Below are 26,971 nucleotides of genomic sequence, written 5' to 3'. Positions count from 1 at the left end.
ATCGCCTGGCGTTAAGCATCGGGGAGCGTCAGGCTGGCAAGCGGATCCCGAAGGTATTCACGCCTCGGTCACTGCGCACGAACACATCCCCGCCGTGCATCAGCGCAATCGCCTTGACGATGGCCAGCCCCAACCCGTGGTTGGCGCCGCTGTTGCTGCGGGAGGCATCGACTCGATAGAAGCGTTCGAACAGGCGCGGCAGGTGTTCACCGGCAATCGGCTCGCCAGGGTTGGTGACACCGAGGCTGATCTGCTCGCCAAGGGTTTCGATGCGCACGTCGATGACTTGCCCGGGCGCGGTGTGCTGCACCGCGTTGCTTAGCAGGTTGATCAGTGCCCGACGCAGGTGGGCGATCTCGATGTTGGCCTGGGCGTCACCGCTGACCCGCACCTGGACCTGGGCGTCTTCCAGAATGAAGTCCAGGTATTCGAGAGTGGTCGCCACTTCGCCGGCCAGGGAGGCGCTGGTCAGCTTGGTGGCCTTGCTGCCCTGGTCTGCGCTGGCCAGGAACAGCATGTCGTTGATGATCGAGCGCAGCCGCTCCAACTCCTCGAGGTTTGATTGCAGCACTTCGAAGTAATGTTCGGCCGAGCGCCCGCGGGTCAATGCCACCTGGGTCTGGCCGATCAGGTTGGTCAGGGGCGAGCGCAGTTCATGGGCGACATCGGCATTGAACGACTCCAGCCGTGAATACGCCTGTTCGACCCGGTCGAGGGTGGCGTTGAAGGAGCTGACGAACTGACTAAGCTCCGGCGGCAAGGGCGACAATCGCAGGCGCCCGGACAGGCGGGGCGGGGTCAGGCGCCGGGCCTCATCGGAGAGTTTGATCAAGGGTTTGAGGCCGATGCGTGCGACCCAGTAGCCCAGCAAAGAGGCCAGCAGTACACCGACAATCGCCAGGCTCACCAGCGCCACCAACAGACGATGCTGGGTCTGGTAGAACGTCTCGGTGTCGATGCCGATCATGAAACGTAGCGGTGGGCGCTGGTCCTTGGCCGGGAACTGGCTCACCAGCACCTTCATCGGGTATGGCCGATGGGGTAACTTGAGGTCGTGTTTGCCCAGCGGTCCTTCGGCAAAGGCACGAATCTGCGGGTCGGGGTCGCCATATTCAAAGTGCGGATCGCCGCTGACGATCCAGAAGTGGATGCGCTTGTCTTCCTCGCCCAGCAATCGCAGTTTGTTGTTGATCTTCACCCAGTGCTCGGACGTACCGTAACGGCCCACCGTCGACTCGAGCACGCTGTAGCGCGCGTCGAGTTCGGCCTCGGGCAACAGGCCCAGGCCCTTGGCGACCTGCTGGTACAAGGCCCCGCCGATCAACAGGAACACCAGCGCCGCCACCAGCGTGAACATGCCGCTCAGGCGTAGCGCGAGGCTGTTACTCACTTCTGCTCTCCAGCACGTAGCCCATCCCGCGAATCGTGTGCAGCAACTTCTGTTCAAACGGCCCATCAAGCTTGGCCCGCAGGCGTTTGATCGCCACTTCCACTACGTTGGCGTCGCTGTCGAAGTTGATGTCCCAGACCATTTCGGCGATGGCGGTTTTCGAGAGGATTTCGCCCTGGCGGCGAGCGAGGACGCTGAGCAGGGAGAACTCCTTGGCCGTCAGGTCCAGGCGTTGGCCCGCGCGCGTGGCCTTGCGGCTGATCAGGTCGATCCACAGGTCGGCGATGCTCACCTGCACCGGTTCATGGCCGCCGCTGCGACGGGTCAGGGCTTGCAGGCGGGCCACCAGTTCAAGGAAAGAGAAGGGTTTGCCCAGGTAATCGTCGGCACCGTCGCGCAAGCCCTTGATGCGGTCTTCCACCCGTTCTCGGGCGGTGAGCATGATGACTGGTGTCTGCTTGCGGGCGCGCAAGGCCCGCAGCACGCCGAAGCCGTCCAGGCCCGGCAGCATCACGTCGAGCACGATCACGGCGTAGTCGGTTTCCAGGGCCAGGTGCAGCCCCTCGATACCGTCCGGCGCCACGTCCACGGTGTAGCCCTGTTCGGTCAGGCCGCGGTGCAGATAGTCCGCGGTTTTTTCTTCGTCTTCGATAATCAGAACGCGCATGGTCCCGCCTCAGTCTGTGCTCGCCAGAGCCGCCGTCGGAGCGGGTCCAGGCCGATGGAACAGTCGTTCGAGCCACAAGTATATGACCGGTGTGGTGAACAGCGTCAGCGCCTGGCTCACCAGCAGGCCGCCCACCACCGCGATGCCCAGGGGCTGGCGCAGCTCCGCGCCGGGGCCATGGCCGAGCATCAGCGGCAGGGCGCCGAGCAGGGCGGCCAGGGTGGTCATCATGATCGGCCGGAAGCGGGTCAGGCACGCCTGGAAAATCGCCTCCTGGGGCGTCATTCCGCCGTTGCGCTGGGCGTCGAGGGCGAAGTCGATCATCAGGATGCCATTCTTCTTGACGATCCCGATCAGCAGGACCAGCCCGATCAACGCCATGATCGAAAAGTCCTGGCCCAGCAGCCAAAGCATGATCAGTGCGCCGAGGCCGGCCGAAGGCAAGGTGGAGATGATTGTCAGCGGGTGTACGAAACTCTCGTAGAGCACGCCGAGGATGATGTACACCGCCACCAGTGCGGCGAGGATCAGCCACGGCTGGCTGGCCAGGGAACTCTGGAATGCCTGGGCGGCGCCTTGGAAGTTGCCGGTGATGGCGGCCGGCATGCCGATCTCGTTCTTCGCCTGCTCAAGCATGAGTACCGCGTCCCCCAGGGCCACGCCGGGCGCCAGGTTGAACGACAGGTTGGCGGCCGGGAACATGCCGTCGTGGGCGATGGACAACGGACCATTGCTTGGCGCATCGAAGCGGGCCAAGGCCGAGAGCGGTACCATTTCCCCGCTCAGGGGCGAACGCAGGTAGAAATAAGCCAGGCTTTCGGCCTTGCCGCGTTGTGCGGTGTCGAGCTCCAGAATCACGTTGTACTGGTTGGTCTCGGTCTGGAATTCGTTGATCTGCCGCTGCCCGAAGGCGTCGTACAGGGCCTGGTCGACGTCGCTGGCGGTGAGGCCGAAGCGCGCCGCCGCACTGCGGTCGATGTTGATGTGGGTGATGCTGCCGCCCAGTTGCAGGTCGTTGGAAATGTCGCGGAACGCCGGGTTGCCGCGCAACTTGTCGGTGAGTTTTTGTGTCCAGGCGTTGAGGCTCGGCCCGTCGTTGCTCTTGAGTACATATTGATACTGGGCGCGGCTGGGGCCGGAGCTGAGGTTGATGTCCTGCCCGGCCCTGAGGTACAGCACCACACCGGGGATTTTCAGCAGTTTGGGGCGGATCCGGTCGATGAACCCGCTGGCCGAGACGTCCCGCTCGCCCCGAGGCTTGAGGGCGATCCAGAAGCGGCCGTTGGCGATGGTCTGGTTGTTGCCCGAGACGCCGACGGAATGGGAAAAGGTCTGCACCGCCGGGTCGGCGGCAACGATTTCGGCCAGGGCCTTGTGCTTGGCCACCATGTCCGGGAACGACACATCAGCGGCGGCTTCGCTGGTGCCCAGCACCAGGCCGGTATCCTGTACCGGAAAGAAGCCCTTGGGGATGAACACGTAGCCCACCACCGCCAGCGCCAGGGTCAGGGCGAACACGCCGAGCATCAGCTTCTGATGGGCCAGGGCCCGACGCAGGCCCCGCTCGTACCCGCCCAGCAGGCGCTCGCCGAAGCCGGTCTTGCTGTGGGCATGATGCACCGGGGCGCGCATGAACAACGCCGCCAGGGTCGGCGCCAGGGTCAGGGACACCACCACCGAAATCAGGATGGTCGAGGTGGCGGTCAGGGCAAACTCCTTGAACAGCCGTCCGACCACGCCGCCCATGAAGAGCAGTGGAATGAACGCGGCGATCAGCGAGAAGCTGATGGAAACCACCGTGAAGCCGATTTCGCTGGCGCCCTTGATCGCCGCTTCGCGCATGCCTTCGCCGGTCTCCAGGTGCCGATGGATGTTTTCCACCACCACAATCGCGTCGTCCACCACGAACCCCACCGAGATGACGATGGCCACCAGGGTCAGGTTGTTCAGGCTGAAGCCCATCACGTACATCAGGGCGAAACTGGCGGTCAGCGATACTCCCAGCACCGCCGAGACGATCAGGGTTGCCGAGAGCTGGCGCAGGAACAGCGCCATCACCGCCACCACCAGCAGCACCGCGATCAGCAAGGTGATTTCCACTTCATGCAGCGAGGCGCGGATGGTCTGGGTGCGGTCGATCAGCACCTTGACCTGCACGGTGGCGGGCAGCATGGCTTGCAGGGTGGGCAAGGCGGCCTGGATGCGGTCGACGGTCTCGACGATGTTCGCCCCCGGTTGCCGGAAAATCACCAGGTTGACCCCCGGTTCGTTGTCGGACCAGGCCTGGACGTAGGCGTTTTCCGAACCGTTGACCACCTTGGCGATGTCCTTGAGGTGCACCGGTGCCCCGTCCTTGTAGGACACGATCAATTCACCGTATTCCTCGGGCTGGAACAACTGGTCGTTGGTGGACAGGGTGGAAACACTCGACTCGCCGTACAGGGCACCCTTGGCCAGGTTAAGGCTGGCTTGCTGGAGCGCCACGCGGATGTCCGCCAGGGTCAGGCCGATGGCGGCGAGCCGGTCAGCCGAGGCCTGGACGCGGATCGCCGGACGTTGTTGGCCGGTGATGTAGATTTGTCCTACACCATCGATCTGACTGATCTGACGGGCCAGCAGGGTTTCGACGTAGTCGCTCAGTTCGGTGCCAGGCATCAGGGTGGAGCTGATGCTGAGGATCAGCACCGGGCTATCGGCCGGGTTGACCTTGCGCCAGGTGGGCAGGTTCGGCATGTCGTTGGGCAGTTTGCCGGCGGCGGTGTTGATGGCTGCCTGGACTTCCTGGGCTGCGGTATCGATGCTTTTATCAAGGCTGAACTGCAGGGTCAGGTTGGTCGAGCCCAAGGCGCTGCTGGAGGTCATCTGGGTGATGCCGGGGATAGCGCTGAACTGCACCTCCAGTGGGGTTGCCACCGACGAAGCCATGGTCTCGGGGCTGGCACCGGGGAGCTGGGCGTTGACCTGGATCGTCGGGAATTCCGCCTCCGGCAATGGCGCGACCGGAAGTTTGGGAAAAGCGATAAAACCCAGGAGTACCAGGGCAAACGTCAGCAACACCGTGGCGATGGGGTGATCGATGCACCACGCCGAAACCGAACCACGGCCCTTCACGGCTGAAACTCCGAAGACTTGGCCACGGCCGGCGGATCACTGAGCACCTGGATACTGGCGCCCGGCTTGAGCCGTGACTGGCCGTCGCTCACCAGTTGGTCGCCGGCGTTCACGCCTTTGATGATGTGCATGTCGCTGTCCTGGTAAACCATCACCACCGGCACGCTCTCGACCTTGTCACCCTTGATCCGGTAGACGAAGTGCTGCTCAAGGCCCCGTTGGACCACGGTGGGTGGAACCACCAGGGCGTCTTTTTCGAGGGCGGTCTGGATCTTCAGTGTTACCAGCTGTCCTGGCCAGAGCCGTTGCGCGGTGTTGTTGAATTCAGCCTTGGCCCGCAGGGTGCCGGTGTTGGCGTTGATCTGGTTGTCGATGAGGCTCAGCCGTCCCTCGCCGAGCAGTTCCCCGGCAGTGCCATCGGCGCCGATGTAGGCCTTGACCAAGGCTTGCTCGGGCGCGGCGATCAACCGTTGCAAGGTGGGCAGCATTTGCTGGGGCAGGGAGAACTCCACCGCGATCGGATCGATCTGGGTCACGGTGAACAGACCTTCGGTGTCGCTGGTGCGCAGGAAGTTGCCTTCATCCACGTTGCGAATACCGACGCGACCGCTCACCGGGGAACGGATCTGGGTGTAGGACAGTTGCACCTGGGCTGAATCGATGGCCGCCTGATTGCCCTGGGCCGTGGCCTTGAGCTGATTGACCAGCGCCTGTTGCTGGTCGTAGGTCTGTTTCGAGACACCGTCGTCGACACTGAGCAATTTGTAGCGCTTGAGATTGACCTGGGCCACCGCCAGTTGCGCCTGGCTCTCGCCGAGCTGGGCGCGGGCCTGGTCGAGGCTGGCGCGGATGGAGCGATCATCGATGGTTGCCAGCAGGTCACCCTTCTTGACCCGTTGCCCTTCCTTGACCAGCAGCTTGGTGAGGATGCCGTCGATCTGCGGGCGGATCACCACGCTGTGCAGTGACAGCACCGTGCCGATGCCGCTGGCAAAACGGGGCACGTCCTTTTGCACCACGCTGACGACCCGTACCGGAACGGCAGTAGGCACACCGGGTTTGGCGGTGACAGGCTTCATGACATACCAGAGGACAAGCGCCCCCAGGGCGACCAACAGCGCAACGAGCAGGACAGTTTTTTTCTGGATGTGCATGGATGCGAAGAGCCGGTTCAGGACGGAAGGATATCTATCTTTCTTATATAGCGTTGCGAGACGGTCAGGAAGGTGACGCCTAACTGACAGGCTTGTCAGTTTGGTCCCGACTTCCTGTAAGACGAGTGATGACGCTGGTCGAATCTGCCCAGCGCGCCCCGGTATCGGGCAGGTATACTGGCGCCTTTCGCGGCTCGTTCTCCGGGCCCGACTTGCACGCATTACCCGGAGCTTTACATGACTTCCCCAACACCTTCGCCCGCGGACGAACGCCCGAGCGGCGAACAGGCCGACCTGCCTGACAGCGATGTTTCCAGCGACGAGAACGCCCAAGCGGCGATCCCTGCCTTCAAATTCCCGTTCAAGCCCGGTGAACTGGCTGCGGCCAAAGGTGCCGGGCAACAGCCGTGGTACAAGAACGGTGCGAAGAACGGCCATACCAAGACCCCGGGCGCCGCGCCTCCCGGCACGCGTCGCTCGATGGGCAAGCGCTGAGCATCATCCTCGGAGTGCGGGGGCGACTTCAGTTCGCTGCCCGTGCGCCCGCCAGGCTTCCACTCAATTCATAAGCCGTCAGCTCGGCCTGGTGCGCCGCGAGGATTTCTGGCAACGAGCCTCGCAGGTATTCGACCCACGTCTTGATTTTCGCATCCAGGTATTGGCGCGAAGGGTAGATGGCATAGAGGTTCAGTTCCTGGGAACGGTAGTTGGGCATCACCCGCACCAGGGTGCCGTTGCGCAGGCCTTCGATGGCGGCGTACACCGGCAATACCCCCACACCCATGCCGCTGGTGATCGCGGTTTTCATCGCATCGGCGGAATTCACCAGGAACGGTGAGCTGTTGATGGTGACCATTTCCTGGCCTTCCGGGCCGTCGAACACCCATTTCTCCAACGGAATGACCGGGCTGACCAGGCGCAGGCAGGCGTGGTTGAGCAAGTCGCCGGGTTTTTGCGGGCAGCCGCTGGCTTTCACGTAGGCCGGCGATGCGCAGACGATGCTGTAGGTGATGCCAAGGCGCTGGGAGACGAAGCCCGAATCCGGCAACTCGCTGGCGAGCACGATGGAGACGTCGTAGCCCTCGTCAAGAATGTCCGGCACCCGGTTGGCCAGGGTCAGGTCGAAGGTCACGTCCGGATGGGTCTTGCGGTAACGGGCGATGGCATCGATCACGAAATGCTGGCCGATGCCGGTCATGGTGTGGACCTTCAACTGCCCGGCGGGGCGTGCATGGGCATCACTGGCTTCGGCTTCGGCTTCCTCGACATACGCCAGGATCTGCTCGCAACGCAGCAAGTAGCGTTTACCCGCCTCGGTCAGGGCAATACGACGGGTGGTGCGGTTGAGCAGGCGCGTTTGCAGATGGGCTTCCAGGTTGGAAACCGCGCGCGAGACGTTGGCTGTCGTGGTGTCCAGTTGCGCGGCGGCGGCAGTGAAACTACCGGCTTCGGCAACGCAGCTGAATGCGCGCATGTTTTGCAAGGTGTCCATGGAGGGCTCTCTTGGGCGGTGGCAAATTGTGACATGAAGTTACAGCGCTACGGGACCCGACTAATGGATTATCGCGTTAACGGTAACAAAGATTCACAGAAAGGTCGGCTTATCGCCGGGGAGGGCGATGCCTAGAATTGCCGCCAAAGCAGGAGCGGGCCTTGGCGGGCACCTGTGGGAGCGAGCTCGCTCCCACAAGTTTTGCGTTAACAGGCAGCCATCCTCGTCGTCATGCCCCCCTCTCAGGAATTTTGCGCAAGTGCCGCGTTGCATCAGCAGAGAGCTGAAGACTCTCAGTGTTTGGGTTCTGACATTCACCATCAGTGGTTGCATCGGGACAGGAGGGATTGGGCCGCAAAGCCAGGTATTACCGGCCAACCAATTGGCTACCGATGCGACCATCCGCGAGGCCGCCCGCGACGCCCACTGGCCTACCCGCCAATGGTGGAGCGCCTATGGCGACCCGCAGTTGAATCGCTGGATCGACCTGGCCGTGCACGATAGCCCGAGCCTGGCCATGGCGGTGGCACGGGTGCGTCAGGCCAAGGCCATGGCCGGTGTGGCCGAGGCCGCCGAGTCGCTGCAGATCAATGGCCAGGCGACCTTCAAGCGTCACAACTGGCCCACCGATCAGTTCTATGGCCCTGGCGAACTCGCCGACACCACCACCTGGGACAACAACGCTGGCCTGGGCTTGAGCTACGCCCTGGACCTATGGGGCCGCGAGCGTAATGCCAGTGAGCGGGCGGTTGACCTGGCCCATGCCAGTGTCGCTGAGGCGCGGCAGGCGCAACTGGAACTGCAGAGCAACATCGTGCGCGCCTATATCCAGTTTTCGTTGCATTACGCCCAGCGCGATATCGCTGTCGCCACGCTCCACCAGCAAGAGCAGATTCTCGACCTGGCGCAAAAACGCCTGGACGGTGGCATCGGTACCCATTTCGAAGTCAGCCAGGCCCAGGCGCCGTTGCCTGAGACCCATCGCCAACTCGACGCCCTCGATGAAGCCATTGCCTTGAGCCGCAATCAATTGGCGGCATTGGCGGGCAAGGGGCCAGGAGAGGGCGCGCGGTTGCAACGTCCAACCCTGGCCCTCGGCGCGCCTTTGAAGCTGCCGTCGGCATTACCCGCCGAACTGCTGGGCCAGCGCCCGGATGTGGTGGTCGGGCGTTGGCAAGTGGCGGCCCAGGCGCGGGGCATCGAGGTGGCCCGCGCCGGCTTTTATCCCAACGTCGACCTGGTGGCGAGTGTCGGCTACATGGCCACTGGCGGTGGGGCGCTGGAGTTTTTGACCGGCAAAAAACTCACCTATAACGTCGGCCCGGCCATCTCGCTGCCGATCTTCGACGGCGGGCGCCTGCGCTCACAGTTGGGCGAGGCGGCCGCCGGTTATGACATCGCCGTTGCCCACTACAACCGGACCCTGGTGAACGCGCTCAAGAGCATTTCCGATCAGTTGATCCGTCGTGAATCGATGGACAAGCAACAAGCCTTTGCCGCCGAGTCGGTGGCGGCCGCCCAGCGCACTTACGACATTGCGCTGGTGGCGTTCCAGCGCGGGTTGACGGACTACCTCAACGTGCTCAACGCCCAGAGCCTGTTGTTCAAGCAGCAACAGGTGCGGCAGCAGGTAGAAGCAGCGCGCCTGATGGCCCATGGCGACCTGGTGACGGCGTTGGGCGGTGGGCTGGAAGCCGGCAACGACACCCCTGACTTGAGCCAGGCTAAGTAGGTCTATTGTGACGTCTTTACTCGCCCCCGTACGCTGGCTGTACCGCCTCGAATGGCGCCGTGGTTTCTTCGACTGGGCCCGCAGCGATGGGGTGACCTGGGTCTACATCTTCAAAGTCCTGTTCGCCGCGTTCCTCACGCTGTGGCTGGCGATGCGTCTGGAACTGCCGCAACCGCGTACGGCGATGATCACCGTGTTCATCGTCATGCAGCCCCAGAGCGGCCAGGTGTTCGCCAAGAGTTTCTATCGTTTCCTCGGCACCCTGGCGGGTTCGGCGGTGATGGTGGCGTTGATCGCTCTGTTCGCCCAGAACACCGAACTGTTTCTCGGCTGCCTGGCCATTTGGGTCGGCATCTGTTCGGCCGGTGCCGCGCGTTATCGCAACTTCCGCGCCTATGGTTTCGTATTGGCCGGCTACACCGCGGCGATGATCGGCCTACCGGCCCTGGCTCATCCGGAAGGGGCGTTCATGGCGGCGGTCTGGCGGGTGTTGGAAATTTCCTTGGGGATTGTCTGCGCCACTCTGGTCAGCGCCGCGATCCTGCCGCAAACCGCCAGCGCCGCCATGCGCAACGCCTTGTACCAGCGCTTTGGGGTGTTTGCCCTGTTCGTCACGGATGGCTTGCGCGGGCGCAGCAAACGGGAGACCTTCGAGGCGCGCAACGTGGGCTTCATTGCCGAAGCGGTGGGCCTGGAAAGCCTGCGCAGCGTCACCGTGTTCGAAGACCCGCATATGCGTCGGCGCAATGGTCGGCTCAGTCGCTTGAACAGCGAGTTCATGGGCATCACCACCCGTTTCAATGCCTTGCATCAGTTGCTGGAGCGCTTGCGCAGCAGTGCGGCCGATGATGTGGTGAACGCCATCAAACCCGGGTTGCAAACGTTGGCTGAATTGCTCGACGGTTTCAGCGCACGGGCCCTGACCGACGCCGATGGGGCGCGTCTGGCGGCGGCGCTGGCCGACTACAAGGCTGAGTTGCCGGCCCAGGTGCGGCGACTGCGGGCGTTGTTCCAGGAATCGGCGCCCAGTGATGGGGCGCAACTGGACTTCCACACCGCCTACGAATTGCTTTATCGCTTCGTCGACGACTTGCACGGCTATGCCTTGACGCACGCGTCCCTGGCCGACCATCGGCACGAACGCGAGCGTTGGGACGAACCGTTCGTGCCGCAGACCAATGGGTTGGCTGCGGCGGCTTCGGGGTTGCGCGCCGCCTTCATCCTGTTGGTACTGGGCAGTTATTGGGTCGCCACGGCCTGGCCAAGCGGCGCGACCATGACCATGATCGCCGCGGCCACGGTGGGCCTGTCTGCCGCGACGCCGAACCCCAAGCGCATGGCATTCCAGATGGCCTGCGGCACGTTGTTCGGGGCGTTGATCGGCTTCGTCGAGATGTTTTTCATCTTCCCGCTGATCGACGGTTTTCCTCTGCTCTGTGTGATGCTCGCGCCAGTCATCATGCTCGGCTCGTTCCTCAGTTCGCGACCGCAATACGCCGGGGTCGGGTTGGGGCTGCTGATCTTTTTCAGCACCGGCTCGGTACCGGACAACCTGACGGTCTACAACCCCTACGCCTTCATCAACGACTACTTCGCGATGATCCTCGGCATGCTGGTGTGCGCCGCCGCCGGGGCGATCATCCTGCCGCCCAATAGCCGCTGGTTGTGGCGCCGGCTGGAACAGGATTTGCGCGAACAAGTGGTGTTTGCCATCAGCGGCAAGCTCAAGGGCCTGGCGTCGAGCTTTGAAAGTGGCACCCGCGACTTGCTGCACCAAGCCTACGGGCTGGCGGCGGGGCAGCCCCAGGTGCAACGGGGATTGCTGCGTTGGATGTTCGTGGTGCTGGAGGTCGGCCACGCGATTATCGAGTTGCGCAAGGAGCAGGCGATTTTGCCCGTGCATCCGGCTTATGCCGAAAGCCAGCCGTGGCGCCAGGCGATCCGTGTGATGGGGCGGGCGCTGGTGCGGCTGTTCCGCCTGCCGAGCCAGAGCAATCTGGAGCGCGCGTTGGTGGCGGTGGATCACGCCATCAGCCGCGTTCAGGCCACCGACGAACCCTTCGCCCCGCATTTCGACACCTCAGCCCTGCGCCGGGTGAAAAGCTACCTGCATTTCATCCGCACTTCGCTGCTGGACCCGCAATCGCCGTTGGCCGGCTATGCCATACCGCATGCCACAGCGCTGTCCCAGGAACCTGAACATGCCCCGTGAGATCGCCTTCCATGGCGTGTACATGCCCACCATGACCTTGATGTTCTTCATCGCCGCGGCCCTGGCCTGGGCGTTGGATCGCTTCCTGTCGGGGCTGGACCTGTACCGCTTCTTCTGGCACCCGGCGTTGCTGCGCCTGAGTCTGTTTACCTGCCTGTTCGGCGCGTTGGCGCTGACGGTCTACCGTTGAGATCGATGCGATGAAAAAGTTTTTCAGCCTGCTGGCGACGTTGTTGGTGCTGGCCTTGGCGTTGTGGATCGGCCGTACGCTGTGGGTGCATTACATGAACACCCCCTGGACCCGCGATGGCCGGGTGCGGGCCGACATCATCAACGTCGCTGCCGATGTCAGTGGCGAGGTGGTCGAGGTGCCGGTGCGCGACAACCAAACCGTAAGAAAGGGCGACCTGCTGCTGCGCATCGACCCCGAGCATTACCGCATCGCGGTCAAACAGGCGCGCGCCCTGGTGGCGTCGCGCAAGGCCACCTGGGAAATGCGCAAGATCAACGCCCATCGCCGCGCCGACCTGGACAGCCTGGTGATCTCCCGGGAAAACCGCGACGACGCCAGCAACATCGCCGACTCGGCCCTGGCCGATTACCAGAACGCCCAGGCGCAACTGGAGGCGGCCGAGCTGAACCTTGCGCGCACCGAAGTCCGCGCGGCGGTGGACGGCTACGTCACTAACCTCAACGTGCACCGTGGCGACTATGCGCGCATCGGCGAGGCGAAAATGGCCGTGGTGGACATGAATTCGTTCTGGGTCTATGGCTTCTTCGAAGAGACCAAGTTGCCCAAGGTGCGGATCGGCGATGCGGCGCAGTTGCAGCTCATGAGCGGGGAAATGCTCAAGGGGCATGTGGAGAGCATCTCCCGCGGCATCTACGACCGCGACAACCCCGAAAGTCGCGAGCTGATCGCCGACGTCAACCCGACCTTCAACTGGGTGCGCCTGGCCCAGCGGGTGCCGGTGCGGATTCATCTTGATGAAGTGCCGCAGGGTGTGCTGCTGGCGGCGGGGATGACCTGCACAGTGGTGGTCGAGCCCCAGGGCGAGCGCTGAGATCGCTGGTTATTTCAGTATTGATGTTGACTGTGCCACCGCCTTCGCGAGCAAGCCCGCTCCCACAGTTTTCGAGGTGGCCGCGACAATCGCATCGCTGCATAGCTATCAAAGTGACCCACCCAAGCCAAACCGCTTCATCAACCCTTTCTCCAGCAAGCCCTTGGGCAGCAATCCGGCCATCAACGGCAAGGCCCGGCTGCCATTGCCCAGGCGCAGCAGGCGCGGTGGTTTGGGTTGTTGTACGGCCTTGAGCAGGCCAGTGGCGAATTCGCTGGCGGGGGTTGGTTTGTCCTGGGAGGCCTTGGCCCGGGCGCGGATGCCGTCGCGCAGGGGCCACCAGGGTGATTGTTCGCTGATCAGCTGTTCGGCTTCATGGCCGGCATTCTTGGCGAAGCTGGAGGCAATGGCGCCGGGTTGGACTTCCATCACGCGGATGCCGAACGGCGCCAGTTCCATGCGCAGCGCATCACTCAGGGCGTGCACCGCTGCCTTCGAGGCGCAATAGGCGCCGGCAAACGGGGTGACCAGCACACCGGAAACGCTGCCGATGTTCACCACCAGGCCTTTGGTCCGGCGCAGCACCGGAAACAGTGCACGGGTTACGCCGACGAGGGCGAATACGTTGGTCTCGAACTGGCGCTGCATGGCCGGTACGCCGCCGTCCAGCAGCGGCCCCATGGCGCCGTAGCCGGCATTGTTGATCAGCACATCGAGGCCACCGTGTTGCTGGTTGATTCGCTCGCTCAACTGCTCCAGGGCCTGGCCGTCATTCACGTCCAATTGCACCGCCGTGAACCCGGCAGCGCTGAGCACTGCCACGTCCTCAACTTTGCGCGCACTGGCCCAGACCTGGTAGCCAGCGGCCTTGAAGGCGTCGGCGAGGGCGCGGCCGATGCCGCTGGAACATCCGGTAATCAACGCGACGGGCATGGCGCATTCCTTGTGCAAAAAGGGAGGAGGGCAATCAGTTGGAGAAGCTACCTTGCAATCGCTCGGCGCGAAACTCCAGGGTTTGCGGGCGATAGCCAGGGCGCAGCGGCGGCAGGGGCAGGCAGTCCTGCCAACTGGCGCCGGCTTGCAGTTCGCCCGGACCCCGGTAGCGGGGCGCTGTGTAGGGGGTGTCGGCCAGGTTGATGGTATCGCCGGGCGCGTAAGCGGCGATCCGCCAATGCAGTTCGGTCAGCGGCACGTCGTTGCCGTTGTTCATGTTCAGCAGCAGTGGACGATCGGCGGGGCAGTGTTCGGGGGCGTACGTGATGCGCAGTTCCAGGCGCTCCACCTGTCGGGTTTCACGGTTTTCCTGCCAGAGCACCCACGCGGCCACCAGGCCAAGCCCGATGAACGCCGCCAGGGACACCGGCAGCGCCTTGGCTGGATAGCGCAACAACAGGATGAGCCAGGTGATGACCAGCAAGACGCCGATAAGCATGGTTGAAGTCTCCGATACCGTAGGCACATCCTACCTAAGGGAACCGGCAATGTTGAAGCGATGATGTTCGTCCATGGCGCGTCTCAAAAAAAAGCCCCCACCCAACCCACTGCAGATAGGGGACGCAGTGGGCTGGATGGGGGCTTCTCGTGTGGCTGATCGTTACTGCGCGATGGTTTTCACCGACACGCCGCGCTCAACCGGGGTGGAACGACCGTAGATGTCCTCGAAGCGCTCGATGTCGTCTTCGCCCAGGTAGCTGCCGGACTGCACTTCGATGATTTCCAGCGGGATCTTGCCCGGGTTGCGCAGACGGTGAACCGATGCGATCGGGATGTAGGTCGACTGGTTTTCGCAGAGCAGGAACACGTTCTCGTCGCAGGTCACTTCGGCGGTGCCGCTGACCACGATCCAGTGTTCGGCGCGGTGGTGGTGCATCTGCAGTGACAGGCACGCGCCCGGCTTGACCGAGATGTGCTTGACCTGGAAGCGACCGCCCATGTCCACCGAATCATAGGAACCCCATGGACGATAGACTTCGCAGTGGTTCTGGGTCTCGGTACGGCCCTGTGCGTTGAGGGTGTTGACCATCTGCTTCACGCCTTGGACCTTGTCCTTGTGGGCGATCATCATGGCGTCCTTGGTTTCGACCACCACGATGTTTTCCAGGCCGATCACCGACACCAGTTTGCCGTTGCCGTGGATCATGCAGTTGCGGCTGTCCTGGATGACCACGTCGCCTTTGGTGACGTTGCCGTTACTGTCTTTTTCATTGACTTCCCACAGCGACGCCCAGCAGCCGACATCGCTCCAGCCAGCCGACAGCGGCACTACGCAGGCGCGTTGGGTTTTTTCCATCACGGCGTAGTCGATGGAGTTGTCCGGGCAGCAGGCGAAGGTGGCTTCGTCGAAGGTGATGGTGTCTGCGGTCTGCTCACTGCGCTCCAGGGTCAGCAGGCAGGTGTCGTAGATGTCCGGGTCGTGCTTTTTCAGCTCTTCGAGGAAACGGCTGGCGCGGAACAGGAACATGCCGCTGTTCCAGAAGTAACCGCCGGCGTTGACGAACTCGGTGGCGCGCTTGACGTCGGGTTTTTCAACGAAGTGCGAGACGCGGCTCACACCTTCAGGCAGCAGCGCATCGTTGGTCGACTTGATGTAGCCGTAGCCGGTTTCCGGTTTGGTGGCCGGTACGCCGAACAGCACCATTTCGCCACGCTCGGCGGCCACGGTGGCCAGGGCCAGGGCGCGTTGCAGGGCTTTCTGGTCTTCGATCACGTGGTCGGCCGGCAGCACCAGCATCAGCTCGTCGCGACCTTCATTGACCAGCATCATCGCGGTCAGCGCCACGGCCGGCGCGGTGTTGCGCCCGAACGGTTCCATCAGGATGCGCTGGACTTCCAGTTTGCGATTGCTCAGTTGCTCGTTGACGATGAACCGGTGGTCTTTGTTGCAGACCACGATCGGCGTGTCCATGCCTTCGAACACCAGGCGCTCGAGGGTCTGCTGGAACAGGGTGTGTTCGCCGGTCAGGGCCAGGAACTGTTTAGGGAATTGCTTGCGCGAAAGCGGCCAAAGACGTGAGCCGCTACCACCTGACAAGATCACCGGAATCATGTTTGTTACTCCTACAAATCGAAATGGTTTTAGAGCTACTGCGTTCTGTCGTTTCACTCTCTTGTTATTGTTCCGTGCCCGAATGACACCCCGATTCAGGGTGGGAGCGGGCTTGCTCGCGAAAGCGGTGGTTCAGCCAACATCAATGTTGAATGTGCGACCGTATTCGCGAGCAGGCCCGCTCCCACAGGGGGACAACGTCAATCAGGCGAATTCATCAGCGGGTCGACGCCGGGCGTTTCACCCATACTGGCGACAGGCTGCTGCCACTGCCTGTGACGTACAGCACGGCCGCTTCGCCGCGTTCCAGGGCCACTGGCTTGAGGTCGCCGACTTTCTTGTCGCCTTCGAACAGCGCCAGGGTCACCTTCACTGGGTTGATTTCACGCTCGCCACGACCTTTGGCCGCTACGTTCGGCACCACTTCGGTCTTGCCATCGGCGGTCTTGAGGGTCAGTGCCTTGTCAGTGAGGTTCTGCACACGGACCAGGGATTTCTGCTTGTTCTTGAACGGTGGTTCTTCGATCAACTGAGGCTGGCCGCTGGCGTTGTTGACCAGGGTGTAATAGTGATCGGGGGCCAGTTTAACCGGAACGGTCTGGCTGCCGACCTTGGCGCTGTAGTCACCGCCAGGCATGAAGCTGAAGTCACTGCTGGCCAGCGGAGCCACGTCGCTCAAGTTGGTGCTGCCAACGGTGGCGCTGACTTCGGCGTTGCTGGCGTTGTAGACACGTACGAAGCTCGAGCCTTTTGGCGCGACTGGGCCGTACAGGGCCGAATCACCTGCAAAGGCCGACAGGGAAAGGGCGCTCATGCTGGCGACGAGGGCAATGGCCTTGAAGGAGCGAGCAGCGAGACGGCGAGGAGTAGTGTTGAAAGTCATGGTGGACCTCTCTTTCAGTTTTGCGCCCGGTCGGGCGTCTCGGATTGGGTGTTGGCGGCTACGTTTTGTTGACGTGCGCCGGCTTGTTTGAGCTCTGCGACCCACTGCGGGTCGGCGTCGCCGATTTCGTTGTTCACGGGCAGATAACGTTCAGGAAACTCCCAGATCAGCACCTGTGGCGGGCTGTTCTTGAAGGCGTCGCTCTTGAGGTAGCTGAGCATCGGCAGAATCGGGCCATGGCCGTCTTCGGCGTAGTTCACGACGTCGCTGTGCAGGGCTTGCTTGAGTGCACCGACGAAGTTCCAGTTGGGGTTGGCGCTGTAGCTGGTGCCGATCAGGGCCACAGGCACCTGGGCGTCGGCAAACAACGCGTCATCGCTGGCCGGCTGATCGTCGGCTTCGCGGGTGTTGCGCTTGACCAGTGGCTCCTGGGCAGGCATCAGGTTTTCGAACAATGGGTCCAGCGGCAGGAACTGGCGCAGGTCGCCCTTGTGGGTGATTTTTTCTGCAGGCGTGGTGATAAAGCGCTGCGGCTCACCGTTGAGCGGCGTCTTCTCGGCAATGGCTTTGGCCAGGTTCTCGGCGGCCACTTGCGCGCCTTCCGGGGTCCAGTGGGTGTCGGTGCGCAGGAACACTTGCTGGCCGTTCTGTTTGGCCTGTTGCAGCGGGCCGAGCAGGTCAGGGGCGATGATCTTGTCTGCCGCCACGCGAGCGTGGAAGTCCTGGTAGAGGTTGGTGTGAATGCTGGACGGCTTCACTTCACCCATGTGTTCTGGATACAGGCGCGCCTTGGCCGGCAGGATCGCCATCACCAGGGTGATGCCTTGTTCCTTGAGCTTCTGGCGTACGCCTTCGACCAGCGCGTAGTTGCCTTGCAGGTTCAAATCTTCATTGACGATCGGGTTGAACTCCTCGTCGCTGTACAGCCACTGGTCGCGGCCCAGGACCACGCCTTTGCGGCCTTCGTTGAACAGCTTGTAGTCCAGCGCCGCCCAGATGTTGGTACCCAGGCGCTTGATCGGGAACTCTTCGTCGTAGTGAGTTTCCACGGCCTTGGCCCAGCGACCGTTAAGCACGGTCGCGTCGGGGTTGGTGCTGAAGCCGAAGAAGCTGCGCATCGACCACATGCCCAGTGCTGTCAGGATCAGCATGAACAGTGCGATGTAAAAGATGCGTAATGAGCGGGTCATGTTCAGATCCCTCAGAACTGGAAGTAAAGGAACGGCGAGAAGCTTTGCGCCGAGAGTTTGAGAATCGAGGCGATGAACAACAGCAGCACCAGGGCGCGCATCGCGTAGCGTGACCAGTCCGCGGTCCAGTAGGCCGGTTGCACCTGGGCTTCGACGCCAACGGTGTAGCCAGGTTCATGGATATTCGTCGGATTTTCACCCGGCACGGCTTTGATCAGACCCGGTTGTGCAGTGGCCGGACCATCAGCCTCGGTGCTCACTTCAGGCTTGGTCTTGACCGGCGGACGATTGGTGTAGAAGTCCCGCAGGCCGAAGAAGGCGAGGGTGATGTAGGCCACCGCCAACGTAGCGATTTGCAGGCCAGTGAGATTGGCGCGGGTCAGTTCCGACAGCGACCAGTCGCCGAAGCTGAACATGGCGCCGTACATGCGACCGGCCACGTGCAGGTTCTCTGCGCGGAAAATCACCCAGCCCATGACCACCAGCAGGAACGTCAGCGCCCAGCGGATCGGGTTGATGCTGCGTGGCGTGGTGTTGATGCCCACGGCTTTTTCGATGGCCAGCCACATACCGTGCCAGGCACCCCAGATCACGTAGGTGATGTTCGCACCGTGCCACAGACCACCGAGCAGCATGGTCAGGAACAGGTTGCGGTAGGTCATCAGCGTGCCTTTGCGGTTACCGCCCAAGGTGATGTAGAGGTAGTCACGCAGCCAGGTGGACAGGCTGATGTGCCAGCGCCGCCAGAACTCGGTGATCGACTGGCTGATGTAGGGCTGCTTGAAGTTTTCCATGAAACGGAAACCCATCATCAGGCCCAGGCCGATGGCCATGTCGCTGTAGCCGGAGAAGTCGAAATACAGCTGTGCGGTGTAGGCCAGGGCGCCGAGCCAGGCGTCGCCCGTGGTCGGGTTCTGCAAGGCGAAGCAATGGTCGGCCACCACGGCGAGGGTATCGGCGATGAACACTTTCTTGATGAAGCCCTGCATGAAGCGCGTGCAGCCTTCGGAGAACTTGTCCAGGGTGTGGGTGCGGTTGTTGAACTGATCGGCCAGGTCGCGGAAACGCAACACGGGGCCGGCGATCAGGTGCGGGAAAATGGCCACGAACGCTGCGAAGTCGATCAGGTTGCGGGTCGCCGGGGTGTCACCGCGATAGACGTCGATGATGTAGCTGATGGACTCGAAGATGTAGAACGAGATCCCGATCGGCAACAGCACGTGGGTCAGGATGAACGGATTCAAACCGAAGCCGGTGATGATCGCGTTGAGGCTGTCCACGCCGAAGTTGGCGTACTTGAAGTAGCCCAGGATGCACAGGTCCACGCCCACGCCGAGCAACAGCCAGCGTTGGGCCGGTTTGGTGCGCACGCCAGCGGCGCCGACCTTCAGGCCGATCCAGTAGTTCCACAGGGTTACGCCGGCGAACAGTGCCAGGAAATCCACCCGCCACCAGGCATAGAACACATAGCTGGCGAGCAGCAGCAGCAGGTTGCGATAGCGTTGCCCGCTCAAGTAGTACAAGCCGAGAAAGATCGGCAAGAACAGAAACAGGAACACGTTGGATGAAAATACCATCCCGATCTCTCCATGTTGAATCAACAGTCAAGGGCCAGAGCCCCCCCAAACCCCCCCATGAAAACCGGGGGGCGTAACACAGTTCATGTCTGACACTGCCCTGTGGGAGCGGGCTTGCTCGCGAAGGCGGTGTATCAGTCGACATCATTGCTGGATGACAGACCGAATTCGCGAGCAAGCCCGCTCCCACAAGGTTCCCTGCCAGGCAGGGGATACGGCATCAGCTTCCTTTTTCACCTTTTTCCCACGAAGGGTCATACACCTTGGTCAAGTCCCCACCGAGGCGGAAAGTCTTGAACGGTTGCATTTCATGCTTGCGCTCCAGCACATCCGCGGGGCAGGTGTAGAGGCTGCAGAACGGTTCGAGCCAGGCGAATTTCGAATCGATCTTCAGATCCTTCATTTCCTGTTCGTCGCCGTTCTTCTCTTCGAAGATGTCCGGATCTTTCACCCCGGCCAGCACCCGGTCACCCAGTCGCTTGAGGGCACCGTTGTTTTCCTGGCGCAGGTCCACGCCGTTGACCTGGGCGAAACTGGCGATCATCGCCAGCGGCGGCAGGGCATAGTTGTGGTAGGACAGGGCCCGTTGCTTGCGCTTGAGCTCGTTGGGCAGGAAGCCCTCGGCGTCGACTTGATTGACACCGACCTTGTATTCCTTGACGGCCCAGTCGAACAGGTCGCGACGGTTGGTCGCCACAGAGGTGGCCATCACCGACCAGGCGGCCCAGTAGGAATGGTTGTTGGTCTTGTCCAGTGGCAGGTTGTCCCAGTCGCTGACCACCTGATCGGCCATCCGGCTGAACCAGCCTTCGATCAGTTGTGCCTGTTCCTGGTGATTGGCCAGTGGGCGGGACTCGGAGAACTTCAGGCGCACATAGGCCGAAGCCATGCTGCCCAAGGCCCATTTGCGCATGGACTTGCCGGTGTGGTTGAAGTCCTTGGACATCAAGGCGTCGGCCTTGGCCCAGGCAGTCAGCCAGTTCAGGGTGCATTCCAGTTGCTCGGGGCGACCGTCACGCATGAATTGCATCACTTGCTTGCTGACGCCGCGCTCGATCTTGGTGATGTCGGCGGTGCTGTCACGGAAGGCTTTTTCCGATTGCACGTTCAAGGTTGCACGGGCCTTGTCGGAGCCTTCGTACTTGCTGCGAAACTGCAAGGAGCCGGTATAGGGTGTTGGTGTCGCGTCGCAGCCTTGGGCCGCGTCGCCCGTCTTGACCTTTTCGATCGGTGCGAAGTAACCCTGTGGCGGGCGCAGCGGGGCTGCCGCCTGCGTGGCCCCGGCGAATATCGCCAGGGTCAGCAGGGACGGCGCCAGCAGCGTTTTCAACGTTCGGGTGCGCATGGTTCTAGTCATGAGACGAGACCTCATTGTCCGATTTGAGCCGTTTGTTCGGCTTGCGGAGATACGTTGCGTTTGCAGACTTTCGCCTCAACTTGCAGTGGCTCCTTACCGGCTTCAGGCCCCTGGACTTCTACAGCCAGCAGGGTCTGGGAAGCCCAGTCCTCATCAGTACGCAATTGGAAGGCGAAACGTCCGTCAGTTTCCGAGGTATCCGGTTTTTCGATCTTGATATCCTCGTGGCGCCCATTCATGTACCAGAGGGTGGCTTGCAAGGTTTTCACCGACGTATCGGCGAAGCGGATGTCGATCTGGTGACTGCCGTTACGCAGGTCCATATTCTTGCTATTGACCATCAATTCGTTCTTGCCAGGCTTGAGCGCAGTCTTGCTGCTCATCTGTGCCGGCTTGCCTTCGCAACCGTTGTTGTCCAGCAGCGCCATCATCTGGCGGTAGATGGTTTCCTGGTCCAGGCGATAGAGCGGCGAGAATTCCCAGATCAGGATCTTCGGTGGATTCTTCTGGAATTCTTCGCTGCCCAGGTACTGGATCATCGCGCCCTCCAGACCGCCGCCAGGGAAGGCAACGTTGAGGATGTCGGCGCCGATGGCTTCTTCCAGGAAGCCGGCGAAGTTGTAGTTCTTACCGCTGTGGCTGGTGCCCACGAGGGTGATCTGCGGGTTGCCGGAATCGCCGAACAGGTCGCCGTCGCCAGCCTCGCCTTTAGGCTCGGTGGTGAACTGGTCCATGTACTGGATCGCATAGCTGGTGCCGCACAGCTGCCCGGCCATGTTGTGCAGGGTGCCTGTCTTGCCCATGCGGCCGGACTTCTTGGTCTCGAACTCACGCTTGGGAATGTCGGCGAAGGCCGGGATGCGCTTGACGTTCTCGGCGACGATCTTGGCGGTGCGCTGGGCGCCGTACGGCGTCCAGTGCTGGTCGCCACGGAAGTAGAAGTCGTGGGCCGGCAGGGTGTCGGGCAGGCTTTCATTGGTCAGTGGCGACAGGTCCGGCACCACATAACCCATCTGGGCGAAACGACCGAGCATGGACTTGTAGTTGCCCAGGGCCTTTTCGTAGTCGAAAGCGGCTTTTTCCTGTGGATTGAGCTTGTTGCGGTTCACCAGGCCACGGGTCGGCTGGTAGACGAGTACCAGCTCGATGCCTTTTTCCTTGAACGCATCGTGCAGCTGCTGCATGCGCTTGTAGCCGGCCGGGGTGGTGTTGAATTCGGTACGCAGGTCTTCCTGGGTCCGGAACAGCCAGTCACCCTGGGCCTGCACCAGCGTGGTGAAGTTCTGCTGATAACGCGTGGTGTAGTTCTTCGCATCGTGGGCCGCTGGGCACAGGTTGCAGCACGGTTCGGCGGTGAAGGTCGGTGCCTTGGTTTCGTCGGCGCGCGCGCCGCTGGTAGCGGCGAGAATGCCGGCAGTCAGGGCGGACAGGCCCAGAAGTTTGATCATTTGTGGGTTCATAAAGGTCATCCTCAGTCCCGCAATTCGGTCTGGCGTTCGACAGGGTCGATCAGCACGGCTTTCTGCTGGCGCACCAGCAGGTCGAGAATTTCATCCTGGCGCTCGCCGAGGATTCCCGTGAAGCTGATGCCGCTGGATTTGGTCGGCGCGAGCATGGACACGCGGTACAGCTCAACGCTCAAGGGCGAGTCGATGGACAGCGGGCCGCTGCCGTTGGCAGCCAATTCACCACCGACCACGATCAGCGAGACTTGGGCATCGAACGGGTCGAGCTTGATGTCCCGGTCGGTGTCGGACAGGTCCTTGATGTGGCCGTAGACACCGGTCAGGCCGTTGGCCATGGAGACGTTTTCGTAGAGGCGGATGTTCACGCTGTTACGAATCCGGATGCCGTGGCGTTGGTTGCTGATCACTTTGTTGCCCCACAGCAGGTTGTCACCACTCTCATAGAGCGTGATGCCGTCGGTGTGGTTCTTGTAGATCTCGTTGTAGGCGATCAGGTTGTTCACGCTGTTACGGTCGATCACCAGGCCCGAGAGTTTGTTGTCGTAGCTGCGGTTGTTGAAAATGAAGCTGTCGTTGACCTCACGGGAAATAATGATCCCGTGCTTCTTCTTGGTCCCGTAGACGGTGTTGTCGGCGATGATCAGCCGATGGGAACGGTCGTGGGGGTCGATGCCGTAGACGATGTTGTCTTTGTAGGTGTTGCCCTTGACCACAAAGTCACGAGTCTCGTAGCAGTAGAAGCCGTACCACATGTCCGAGAACTCGGAACCGATGATCCAGCCGGTCGGTTCGGGGCGCTTGAGGACCTTGGCCATGTTCGGCGTGTACTGGGAAATACTCACCCCGTACGACTTACTGTTGGCGTAGCCGAAGCTGGCCATCTTGGTGTTGACGATGTAGGTCTCGGTACCGCCCCACGACAGCAGGAACGGACGGAATTCCTTGGGCGAGCGGAACGTGGCGGGGCCATTTTCCTTTTCGCGCCAGCCGGTGACCTTGGTGTCGCGGATGAACATCTGGCCATCGTTGACCAGGAACGCGCCGCCCTCCTGGGACAGGCGCAGTTCCTGGGTCTGTTTGTCGATTTCCAGGATGCCTTTCTGGCCGACCACGATCGGAATCCTCGCCAGGTAGATACCTGGCGAGGTTTCGATGACGTACTTGGGTACTTTCTTGGCCAGGTCCTTGAGGTTCATGTAGCCATCGTCGACGAAGATGGCCTGTGGGATACCGTGCTGACGCACCACCCACTCGGCCATCTTGTTGTCGCCGCCGATGAAGTCCTTCAAGGCGTTTTCCTGCATCATCCGGCGCACACTGACCTTGCCGGGCTTGGTCCGCACGATTTTCTTCGCGACCGCTTCGGCGGTGAAACCGGTGAGGTCGGGCAGGGTCGGCTTGGCCAGTTCCAGTGGTGCGGTCGGTGCGCTGCTGACGGTGTAGGTCTTGGCTTGTTGCAGACCTTTGACCACGTTGCCCGGCTTGACCACCGGTTCAACGTTGGCGAACGCCGGCGAGCCGGCCAGCAGCATCGCTGCGACCAACAGGCTGATCGAACCTTTCATCGCCTGGCTGTTCCTGAGGTAGCGGTTCATATCGGGCACTCCCATGGTCATTCGCATCAGAAGCGCCAGATCACGTCGACAAAGGCGCGATGCATGTACGAATCGACCTCTTTGCCGTAGGCGTCGCCTGGCTTGAACACCCCGCCACGAAAGCGCACCAGCGCCGACGGCTCATCGATGGACTGGCTCAGGGCGGCTGGCAACAGGCCTTGCTTGAAGTACTTGGTGACCACCAGGTCGACTTCCTGGCCCAGGTCCTTGTTACCGTCACGCAGCGGCAGGGACGAGGTAGACAGAATTGCGCCGGTCACGTCGTCGGTGTTGTTCTCCACGGCATTGATGCCGTTGCTACCCACCGGCTTGTTGCCGTCCACACGCCAGAACTTGTGGTACACCAGGCTGGCGTCATATTCGTCACGCAACTGCCAGGAACCGAACAGGCTGGCGCTTTGGGTGTTGGCCATTTCGCCGCGGAAAGCCTCGCCGAAACGGTGGACCCGCGAGCGGGTGCCGGTGTAGTTCGAGCGGTTGCTTTGCAGGCCGTTCTGTTCGTAGTCCTCGCTGGCGCGGGCATAGGCCGCGCCGACTTGCCATTGCGGGTCGAGGCGCAGGCGGATACCCAGGTCAGTGGCCCAGCCGTCGACGTCGTCACTGCGCTTGGCTTCTGTCGGGCGCGTGCCGTCGGCGTTGAGCGGGTTGGCAGTGTTGCGGTCGCCGGTCATGCCGGTCAGGCTCGCCCAGTAATTGACGGTGTTGGTGTTGCGCCAGTTGTAGGCGTCGCTGTTGGCTTCCAGGCCCAGCCAGGAGATGTCGCCGTTCTGGGTCTTGTCCAGGGTGTCGGTGGCTTCGCCCGGGGTCGGGTAATCGAGGCTGCCATTGTCATGGGAGTGGTGGGCACGGATACCGGCCCATTGGCCGGGCATCCACTGGTAACCCACGTCACCGTAGACGTGCAGGCGATCCTTGTCCTGGGGCGACAGCTCCTTGAGGTCAGTGCGGTATTCGCTGAAGCGTTCGGCGACACCCAGATTGGCGCGCAGCAACGTGGTGTCGAAGGTCCAGTTCAGGGCTTCGATGTTGGTGTCGCGCCATTGGCCGTCGTCGTTGCGCAGGCGCTGGCGACCGAACTTCAACTGCTCGCCCGGATAAGGGGTCAGGCCCCGATAGCCAATCCAGAATTCGCGCATGGCCAGGTAGCTTTTCTTGGCTTCGCGATCGCCGCTGTCGGTTTGCTGGGTCGCGTCATCGGACTGTTGCAGCGTATCGGTCTCGATGATGTCGGTAGACGTCACGGCCTGGGCCATGGCGTAGGCGCTCCAGGCACCGCGTTCGCCATAGATCCATGGGCGCACGTCCAGGCCGATACCGTTGACGTCGCCACCGCTCTGGGTACCGAGGTCACGGTCGTCTTCGGACTGGCCGGTGATTTTCACTTCCAGGCCGAAGTTCTTGTCATCGGTCAGGGCCGCCAGGGTCGGACAGGACCACAACAGGGCAAACGACAGGCCAATACCGGCCTGAACAAAAGGATTGAGCTTCAAAGGCTTCATAGAGGTTCCTCGCCGTCATCTTCTTTTAGGGCTTGCAGTTCCAGCGTATCGGGGCTCATGGCGCCGCGAATGGCCTGCTCTTGTTTTAGCAGGCGCTGGGCTTGTGCGAGCTGCTCCGGCGGTAATTGGGCTTCGAGGGTCTGGGCCAGTTCAGTGGCTTGCGGGGTGTTCTGGGCCTTGGCCAACTGGCTGAACACATATGCGTTGAGCGGGTTGGGCTTGGTGCCCTTGCCCTGGGAGAACAACTGGGCAATGGCAAAGTCGGCGCTGTTCTGGCCGTTGCGCGCGGCCTTGAGCAGATGGTCCAGGGCCTTTTGCGAGTACACCTGGCCCAGGTAACCGCGGCGATAGATCTGGCCGAGGTAGTAATCGGCGGCCACTTCGCGGCCAACGGCTTTCTGGAAATGCGCCTCGGCGGCCTTGGCGTCAGCCGGAACCCACTTGCCTTCGTAGTACAGCTTGCCCAGCAGCAGCTCGGCACGAGGCTGGTCGGCGGCACGGCCGTTTTCCAGGTATTGCATCATCTTGTCGACGTCGCCCAGTTCGGGGAAGTCGTAGAGAATCTGCGCCAGGCTGACCCAGGCAGCGGGGTAGGCAGGGGCGATTTCTTCGAGCAGCGACTGGGCGGTTTTTTCGTCGGTCTTGCCCAGGCTGGCATCGGCCAGGACTCGGGCGACGCTGTCCACGCGTTGGGCGGATACCACGCCAGCGCGGTGACCGGCTTGCATCTGCTTGAGCAACTCGGCCTGCTGTTCCGGCTGGCCGCGTTTCTGATAGACCGTGGCCAGTTCGACGTAGCAGATGTCGGTGGTGGCCAATGCGGCCTTGCAGACCTTTTCCACTTCGTCCAGATGCTGGTCGTAGGTGCCTTGTGTGCGGTAGAGCAGGATCTGCGCCAGGCCCGCTTCCGGGTAGCCGGCACTGCGCCATTGGCTGATCTGCTGCTGGGCATTGACGTTCGGGAAGCTGTGGGGATATTGCAGGTACAGCATCGCCAGCGGTATGAGGGTGCCACCTTCACCGTTGGCGAAAGCTTTCTTCAACAGGCCTTCGGCTTCGTGTTTTTCAGCCTCGGTGGAACCGGGCTTGGCCACCAGCAGGCGACCCAGGCGAGCCTGGGCGCGTGGCGAGATGTCAGCCGCGGCGCGGTAAGTCGCCTCGGCTTTTTTCATCTGCTCCGGATCGTGGCTGTCCACCTGAATGTCGGCCAGGCCCACCTGGGCTTCGCTGTAGCCCAGGTCTGCCAGTTGCTGATAGTTCTGCTGCGCCAGCGACGTGTCGCCGCGCTTGAGCGCTTCGTTGGCCAGGCGCTGGTCGGGCAGGCCAGCGCAGCCGCTGAGGCCGATCGCCAGCGCCAGTGCACAAAAAGCATAGCCAGTGGGGAAGCGAGCTTGCTCGCGATGCAGGCGCTGCGGTGCCACGGTAAGACCGCGTTGATCCTTTCGCGAGCAAGCCCGCTCCCACAGGAACTGTGGCGTGTTCAGGATTTTTGTAATGGTCACGGGCATATCCTCG

21 protein-coding genes are annotated in these 26,971 nt (G+C 62.1%); 5 read left to right on the top strand and 16 right to left on the bottom strand.

Translation table 11 applies throughout. The annotated features are described in order from the left end of the window. Positions 1-28: 28 nt before the first annotated feature. From EPZ47_RS24455 to EPZ47_RS24440, 4 genes are read right to left on the bottom strand one after another with little or no spacing between them, the layout of a single operon-like run. Complete coding sequence (locus EPZ47_RS24455; protein ID WP_265072373.1) at positions 29-1,390, bottom strand: heavy metal sensor histidine kinase; 1,362 nt, start codon at positions 1,388-1,390, stop codon at positions 29-31. Continuing rightward, the gene (locus EPZ47_RS24450; RefSeq protein ID WP_135847079.1) at positions 1,383-2,057 is read right to left on the bottom strand and encodes a heavy metal response regulator transcription factor; all 675 of its coding nucleotides are present in this window, start codon (positions 2,055-2,057) and stop codon (positions 1,383-1,385) included. The genes EPZ47_RS24455 and EPZ47_RS24450 overlap by 8 nt, the downstream gene beginning before the upstream one ends. Positions 2,058-2,066: 9 nt before the next feature. After that, entirely contained in the window at positions 2,067-5,168 is a 3,102-nt protein-coding gene (locus tag EPZ47_RS24445; protein WP_135847078.1) for a multidrug efflux RND transporter permease subunit, read from the bottom strand. Continuing rightward, the gene (locus tag EPZ47_RS24440) at positions 5,165-6,322 is read right to left on the bottom strand and encodes an efflux RND transporter periplasmic adaptor subunit (protein WP_135847077.1); all 1,158 of its coding nucleotides are present in this window, start codon (positions 6,320-6,322) and stop codon (positions 5,165-5,167) included. The genes EPZ47_RS24445 and EPZ47_RS24440 overlap by 4 nt, the downstream gene beginning before the upstream one ends. Before the next feature lie 237 nt (positions 6,323-6,559). Here EPZ47_RS24440 and EPZ47_RS24435 point away from each other — a divergent pair, with 237 nt between their 5' ends. After that, on the top strand, positions 6,560-6,817 hold the full coding sequence (locus EPZ47_RS24435) for a hypothetical protein (protein WP_135847076.1): 258 nt from the start codon (positions 6,560-6,562) through the stop codon (positions 6,815-6,817). Positions 6,818-6,845: 28 nt separating this feature from the next. Here the strand turns inward: EPZ47_RS24435 and EPZ47_RS24430 are convergent, their stop codons facing one another. Next, a complete protein-coding gene (locus EPZ47_RS24430) occupies positions 6,846-7,814 on the bottom strand; it encodes a LysR family transcriptional regulator (RefSeq protein ID WP_135847075.1) in 969 nt (322 codons plus the stop codon). 259 nt (positions 7,815-8,073) lie between these two features. On the opposite strand from EPZ47_RS24430, the gene EPZ47_RS24425 reads away from it, so the two are divergent. From EPZ47_RS24425 to EPZ47_RS24410, 4 genes are read left to right on the top strand one after another with little or no spacing between them, the layout of a single operon-like run. Continuing rightward, the gene (locus EPZ47_RS24425; protein WP_135847074.1) at positions 8,074-9,546 is read left to right on the top strand and encodes an efflux transporter outer membrane subunit; all 1,473 of its coding nucleotides are present in this window, start codon (positions 8,074-8,076) and stop codon (positions 9,544-9,546) included. A 7-nt stretch (positions 9,547-9,553) separates the two neighbouring features. Next, positions 9,554-11,758, top strand: coding sequence for an FUSC family protein (locus tag EPZ47_RS24420; protein WP_135847073.1), 2,205 nt, complete (start codon positions 9,554-9,556; stop codon positions 11,756-11,758). Further along, positions 11,748-11,948, top strand: coding sequence for a DUF1656 domain-containing protein (locus EPZ47_RS24415; protein WP_024617598.1), 201 nt, complete (start codon positions 11,748-11,750; stop codon positions 11,946-11,948). Before EPZ47_RS24420 ends, EPZ47_RS24415 begins: the two co-directional genes overlap by 11 nt. 10 nt (positions 11,949-11,958) lie before the next feature. After that, positions 11,959-12,822, top strand: a complete 864-nt coding sequence (locus tag EPZ47_RS24410; RefSeq protein ID WP_135847072.1) for an efflux RND transporter periplasmic adaptor subunit — start codon at positions 11,959-11,961, stop codon at positions 12,820-12,822. Positions 12,823-12,930: 108 nt separating this feature from the next. Here the strand turns inward: EPZ47_RS24410 and EPZ47_RS24405 are convergent, their stop codons facing one another. The 11 genes from EPZ47_RS24405 to algK all read right to left on the bottom strand — a co-directional run bounded on the left by EPZ47_RS24405 (position 12,931) and on the right by algK (position 26,958). Then, positions 12,931-13,755 carry an SDR family oxidoreductase gene (locus EPZ47_RS24405; protein WP_135847071.1) on the bottom strand — a complete coding sequence of 275 codons (825 nt, stop codon included), beginning with the start codon at positions 13,753-13,755 and terminating at the stop codon, positions 12,931-12,933. Between the two features lie 34 nt (positions 13,756-13,789). Beyond that, on the bottom strand, positions 13,790-14,254 hold the full coding sequence (locus EPZ47_RS24400; protein WP_135847070.1) for a multidrug transporter: 465 nt from the start codon (positions 14,252-14,254) through the stop codon (positions 13,790-13,792). Positions 14,255-14,416: 162 nt separating this feature from the next. After that, the gene (locus EPZ47_RS24395) at positions 14,417-15,868 is read right to left on the bottom strand and encodes a mannose-1-phosphate guanylyltransferase/mannose-6-phosphate isomerase (RefSeq protein ID WP_135847069.1); all 1,452 of its coding nucleotides are present in this window, start codon (positions 15,866-15,868) and stop codon (positions 14,417-14,419) included. A 217-nt stretch (positions 15,869-16,085) separates the two neighbouring features. Further along, on the bottom strand, positions 16,086-16,751 hold the full coding sequence (locus tag EPZ47_RS24390; RefSeq protein ID WP_135847068.1) for an alginate O-acetyltransferase AlgF: 666 nt from the start codon (positions 16,749-16,751) through the stop codon (positions 16,086-16,088). 14 nt (positions 16,752-16,765) lie between these two features. Beyond that, a complete protein-coding gene (locus tag EPZ47_RS24385; protein ID WP_135847067.1) occupies positions 16,766-17,941 on the bottom strand; it encodes an alginate O-acetyltransferase in 1,176 nt (391 codons plus the stop codon). Positions 17,942-17,952: 11 nt separating this feature from the next. Then, positions 17,953-19,518, bottom strand: coding sequence for an MBOAT family O-acyltransferase (locus tag EPZ47_RS24380; protein ID WP_135847066.1), 1,566 nt, complete (start codon positions 19,516-19,518; stop codon positions 17,953-17,955). Between the two features lie 220 nt (positions 19,519-19,738). After that, complete coding sequence (locus EPZ47_RS24370; RefSeq protein WP_135848064.1) at positions 19,739-20,863, bottom strand: mannuronate-specific alginate lyase; 1,125 nt, start codon at positions 20,861-20,863, stop codon at positions 19,739-19,741. Between the two features lie 23 nt (positions 20,864-20,886). Next, the gene (locus EPZ47_RS24365; protein ID WP_135847064.1) at positions 20,887-22,335 is read right to left on the bottom strand and encodes an alginate O-acetyltransferase; all 1,449 of its coding nucleotides are present in this window, start codon (positions 22,333-22,335) and stop codon (positions 20,887-20,889) included. A gap of 11 nt (positions 22,336-22,346) precedes the next feature. After that, positions 22,347-23,936, bottom strand: a complete 1,590-nt coding sequence (algG, locus tag EPZ47_RS24360; protein ID WP_135847063.1) for a mannuronan 5-epimerase AlgG — start codon at positions 23,934-23,936, stop codon at positions 22,347-22,349. A gap of 26 nt (positions 23,937-23,962) precedes the next feature. Then, positions 23,963-25,447 (bottom strand): alginate export family protein, encoded by a 1,485-nt coding sequence (locus EPZ47_RS24355; RefSeq protein WP_135848063.1) that lies wholly within the window; start codon positions 25,445-25,447, stop codon positions 23,963-23,965. A 5-nt stretch (positions 25,448-25,452) separates the two neighbouring features. Then, entirely contained in the window at positions 25,453-26,958 is a 1,506-nt protein-coding gene (gene algK, locus EPZ47_RS24350) for an alginate biosynthesis TPR repeat lipoprotein AlgK (RefSeq protein WP_135847062.1), read from the bottom strand. Between the last annotated feature and the right edge of the window lie 13 nt (positions 26,959-26,971).

Origin of the sequence: Pseudomonas viciae (assembly GCF_004786035.1) — a bacterium.
Taxonomy (GTDB): domain Bacteria; phylum Pseudomonadota; class Gammaproteobacteria; order Pseudomonadales; family Pseudomonadaceae; genus Aquipseudomonas; species Aquipseudomonas viciae.
This window is presented reverse-complemented; position numbering and strand designations above follow the sequence as displayed.

What these genes read in the sequence shown, in the direction of transcription:
- EPZ47_RS24370 (WP_135848064.1), bottom strand. Translation starts at nt 20,863, where the DNA reads ATGCGCACCCGAACGTTGAAAACGCTGCTGGCGCCGTCCCTGCTGACC.
- EPZ47_RS24410 (WP_135847072.1), top strand. Translation starts at nt 11,959, where the DNA reads ATGAAAAAGTTTTTCAGCCTGCTGGCGACGTTGTTGGTGCTGGCCTTG.
- EPZ47_RS24405 (WP_135847071.1), bottom strand. Translation starts at nt 13,755, where the DNA reads ATGCCCGTCGCGTTGATTACCGGATGTTCCAGCGGCATCGGCCGCGCC.
- EPZ47_RS24450 (WP_135847079.1), bottom strand. Translation starts at nt 2,057, where the DNA reads ATGCGCGTTCTGATTATCGAAGACGAAGAAAAAACCGCGGACTATCTG.
- EPZ47_RS24395 (WP_135847069.1), bottom strand. Translation starts at nt 15,868, where the DNA reads ATGATTCCGGTGATCTTGTCAGGTGGTAGCGGCTCACGTCTTTGGCCG.
- EPZ47_RS24365 (WP_135847064.1), bottom strand. Translation starts at nt 22,335, where the DNA reads ATGAACCCACAAATGATCAAACTTCTGGGCCTGTCCGCCCTGACTGCC.
- EPZ47_RS24415 (WP_024617598.1), top strand. Translation starts at nt 11,748, where the DNA reads ATGCCCCGTGAGATCGCCTTCCATGGCGTGTACATGCCCACCATGACC.
- EPZ47_RS24435 (WP_135847076.1), top strand. Translation starts at nt 6,560, where the DNA reads ATGACTTCCCCAACACCTTCGCCCGCGGACGAACGCCCGAGCGGCGAA.
- EPZ47_RS24380 (WP_135847066.1), bottom strand. Translation starts at nt 19,518, where the DNA reads ATGGTATTTTCATCCAACGTGTTCCTGTTTCTGTTCTTGCCGATCTTT.
- algG (WP_135847063.1), bottom strand. Translation starts at nt 23,936, where the DNA reads ATGAACCGCTACCTCAGGAACAGCCAGGCGATGAAAGGTTCGATCAGC.
- EPZ47_RS24440 (WP_135847077.1), bottom strand. Translation starts at nt 6,322, where the DNA reads ATGCACATCCAGAAAAAAACTGTCCTGCTCGTTGCGCTGTTGGTCGCC.
- EPZ47_RS24400 (WP_135847070.1), bottom strand. Translation starts at nt 14,254, where the DNA reads ATGCTTATCGGCGTCTTGCTGGTCATCACCTGGCTCATCCTGTTGTTG.
- EPZ47_RS24390 (WP_135847068.1), bottom strand. Translation starts at nt 16,751, where the DNA reads ATGACTTTCAACACTACTCCTCGCCGTCTCGCTGCTCGCTCCTTCAAG.
- EPZ47_RS24430 (WP_135847075.1), bottom strand. Translation starts at nt 7,814, where the DNA reads ATGGACACCTTGCAAAACATGCGCGCATTCAGCTGCGTTGCCGAAGCC.
- EPZ47_RS24385 (WP_135847067.1), bottom strand. Translation starts at nt 17,941, where the DNA reads ATGACCCGCTCATTACGCATCTTTTACATCGCACTGTTCATGCTGATC.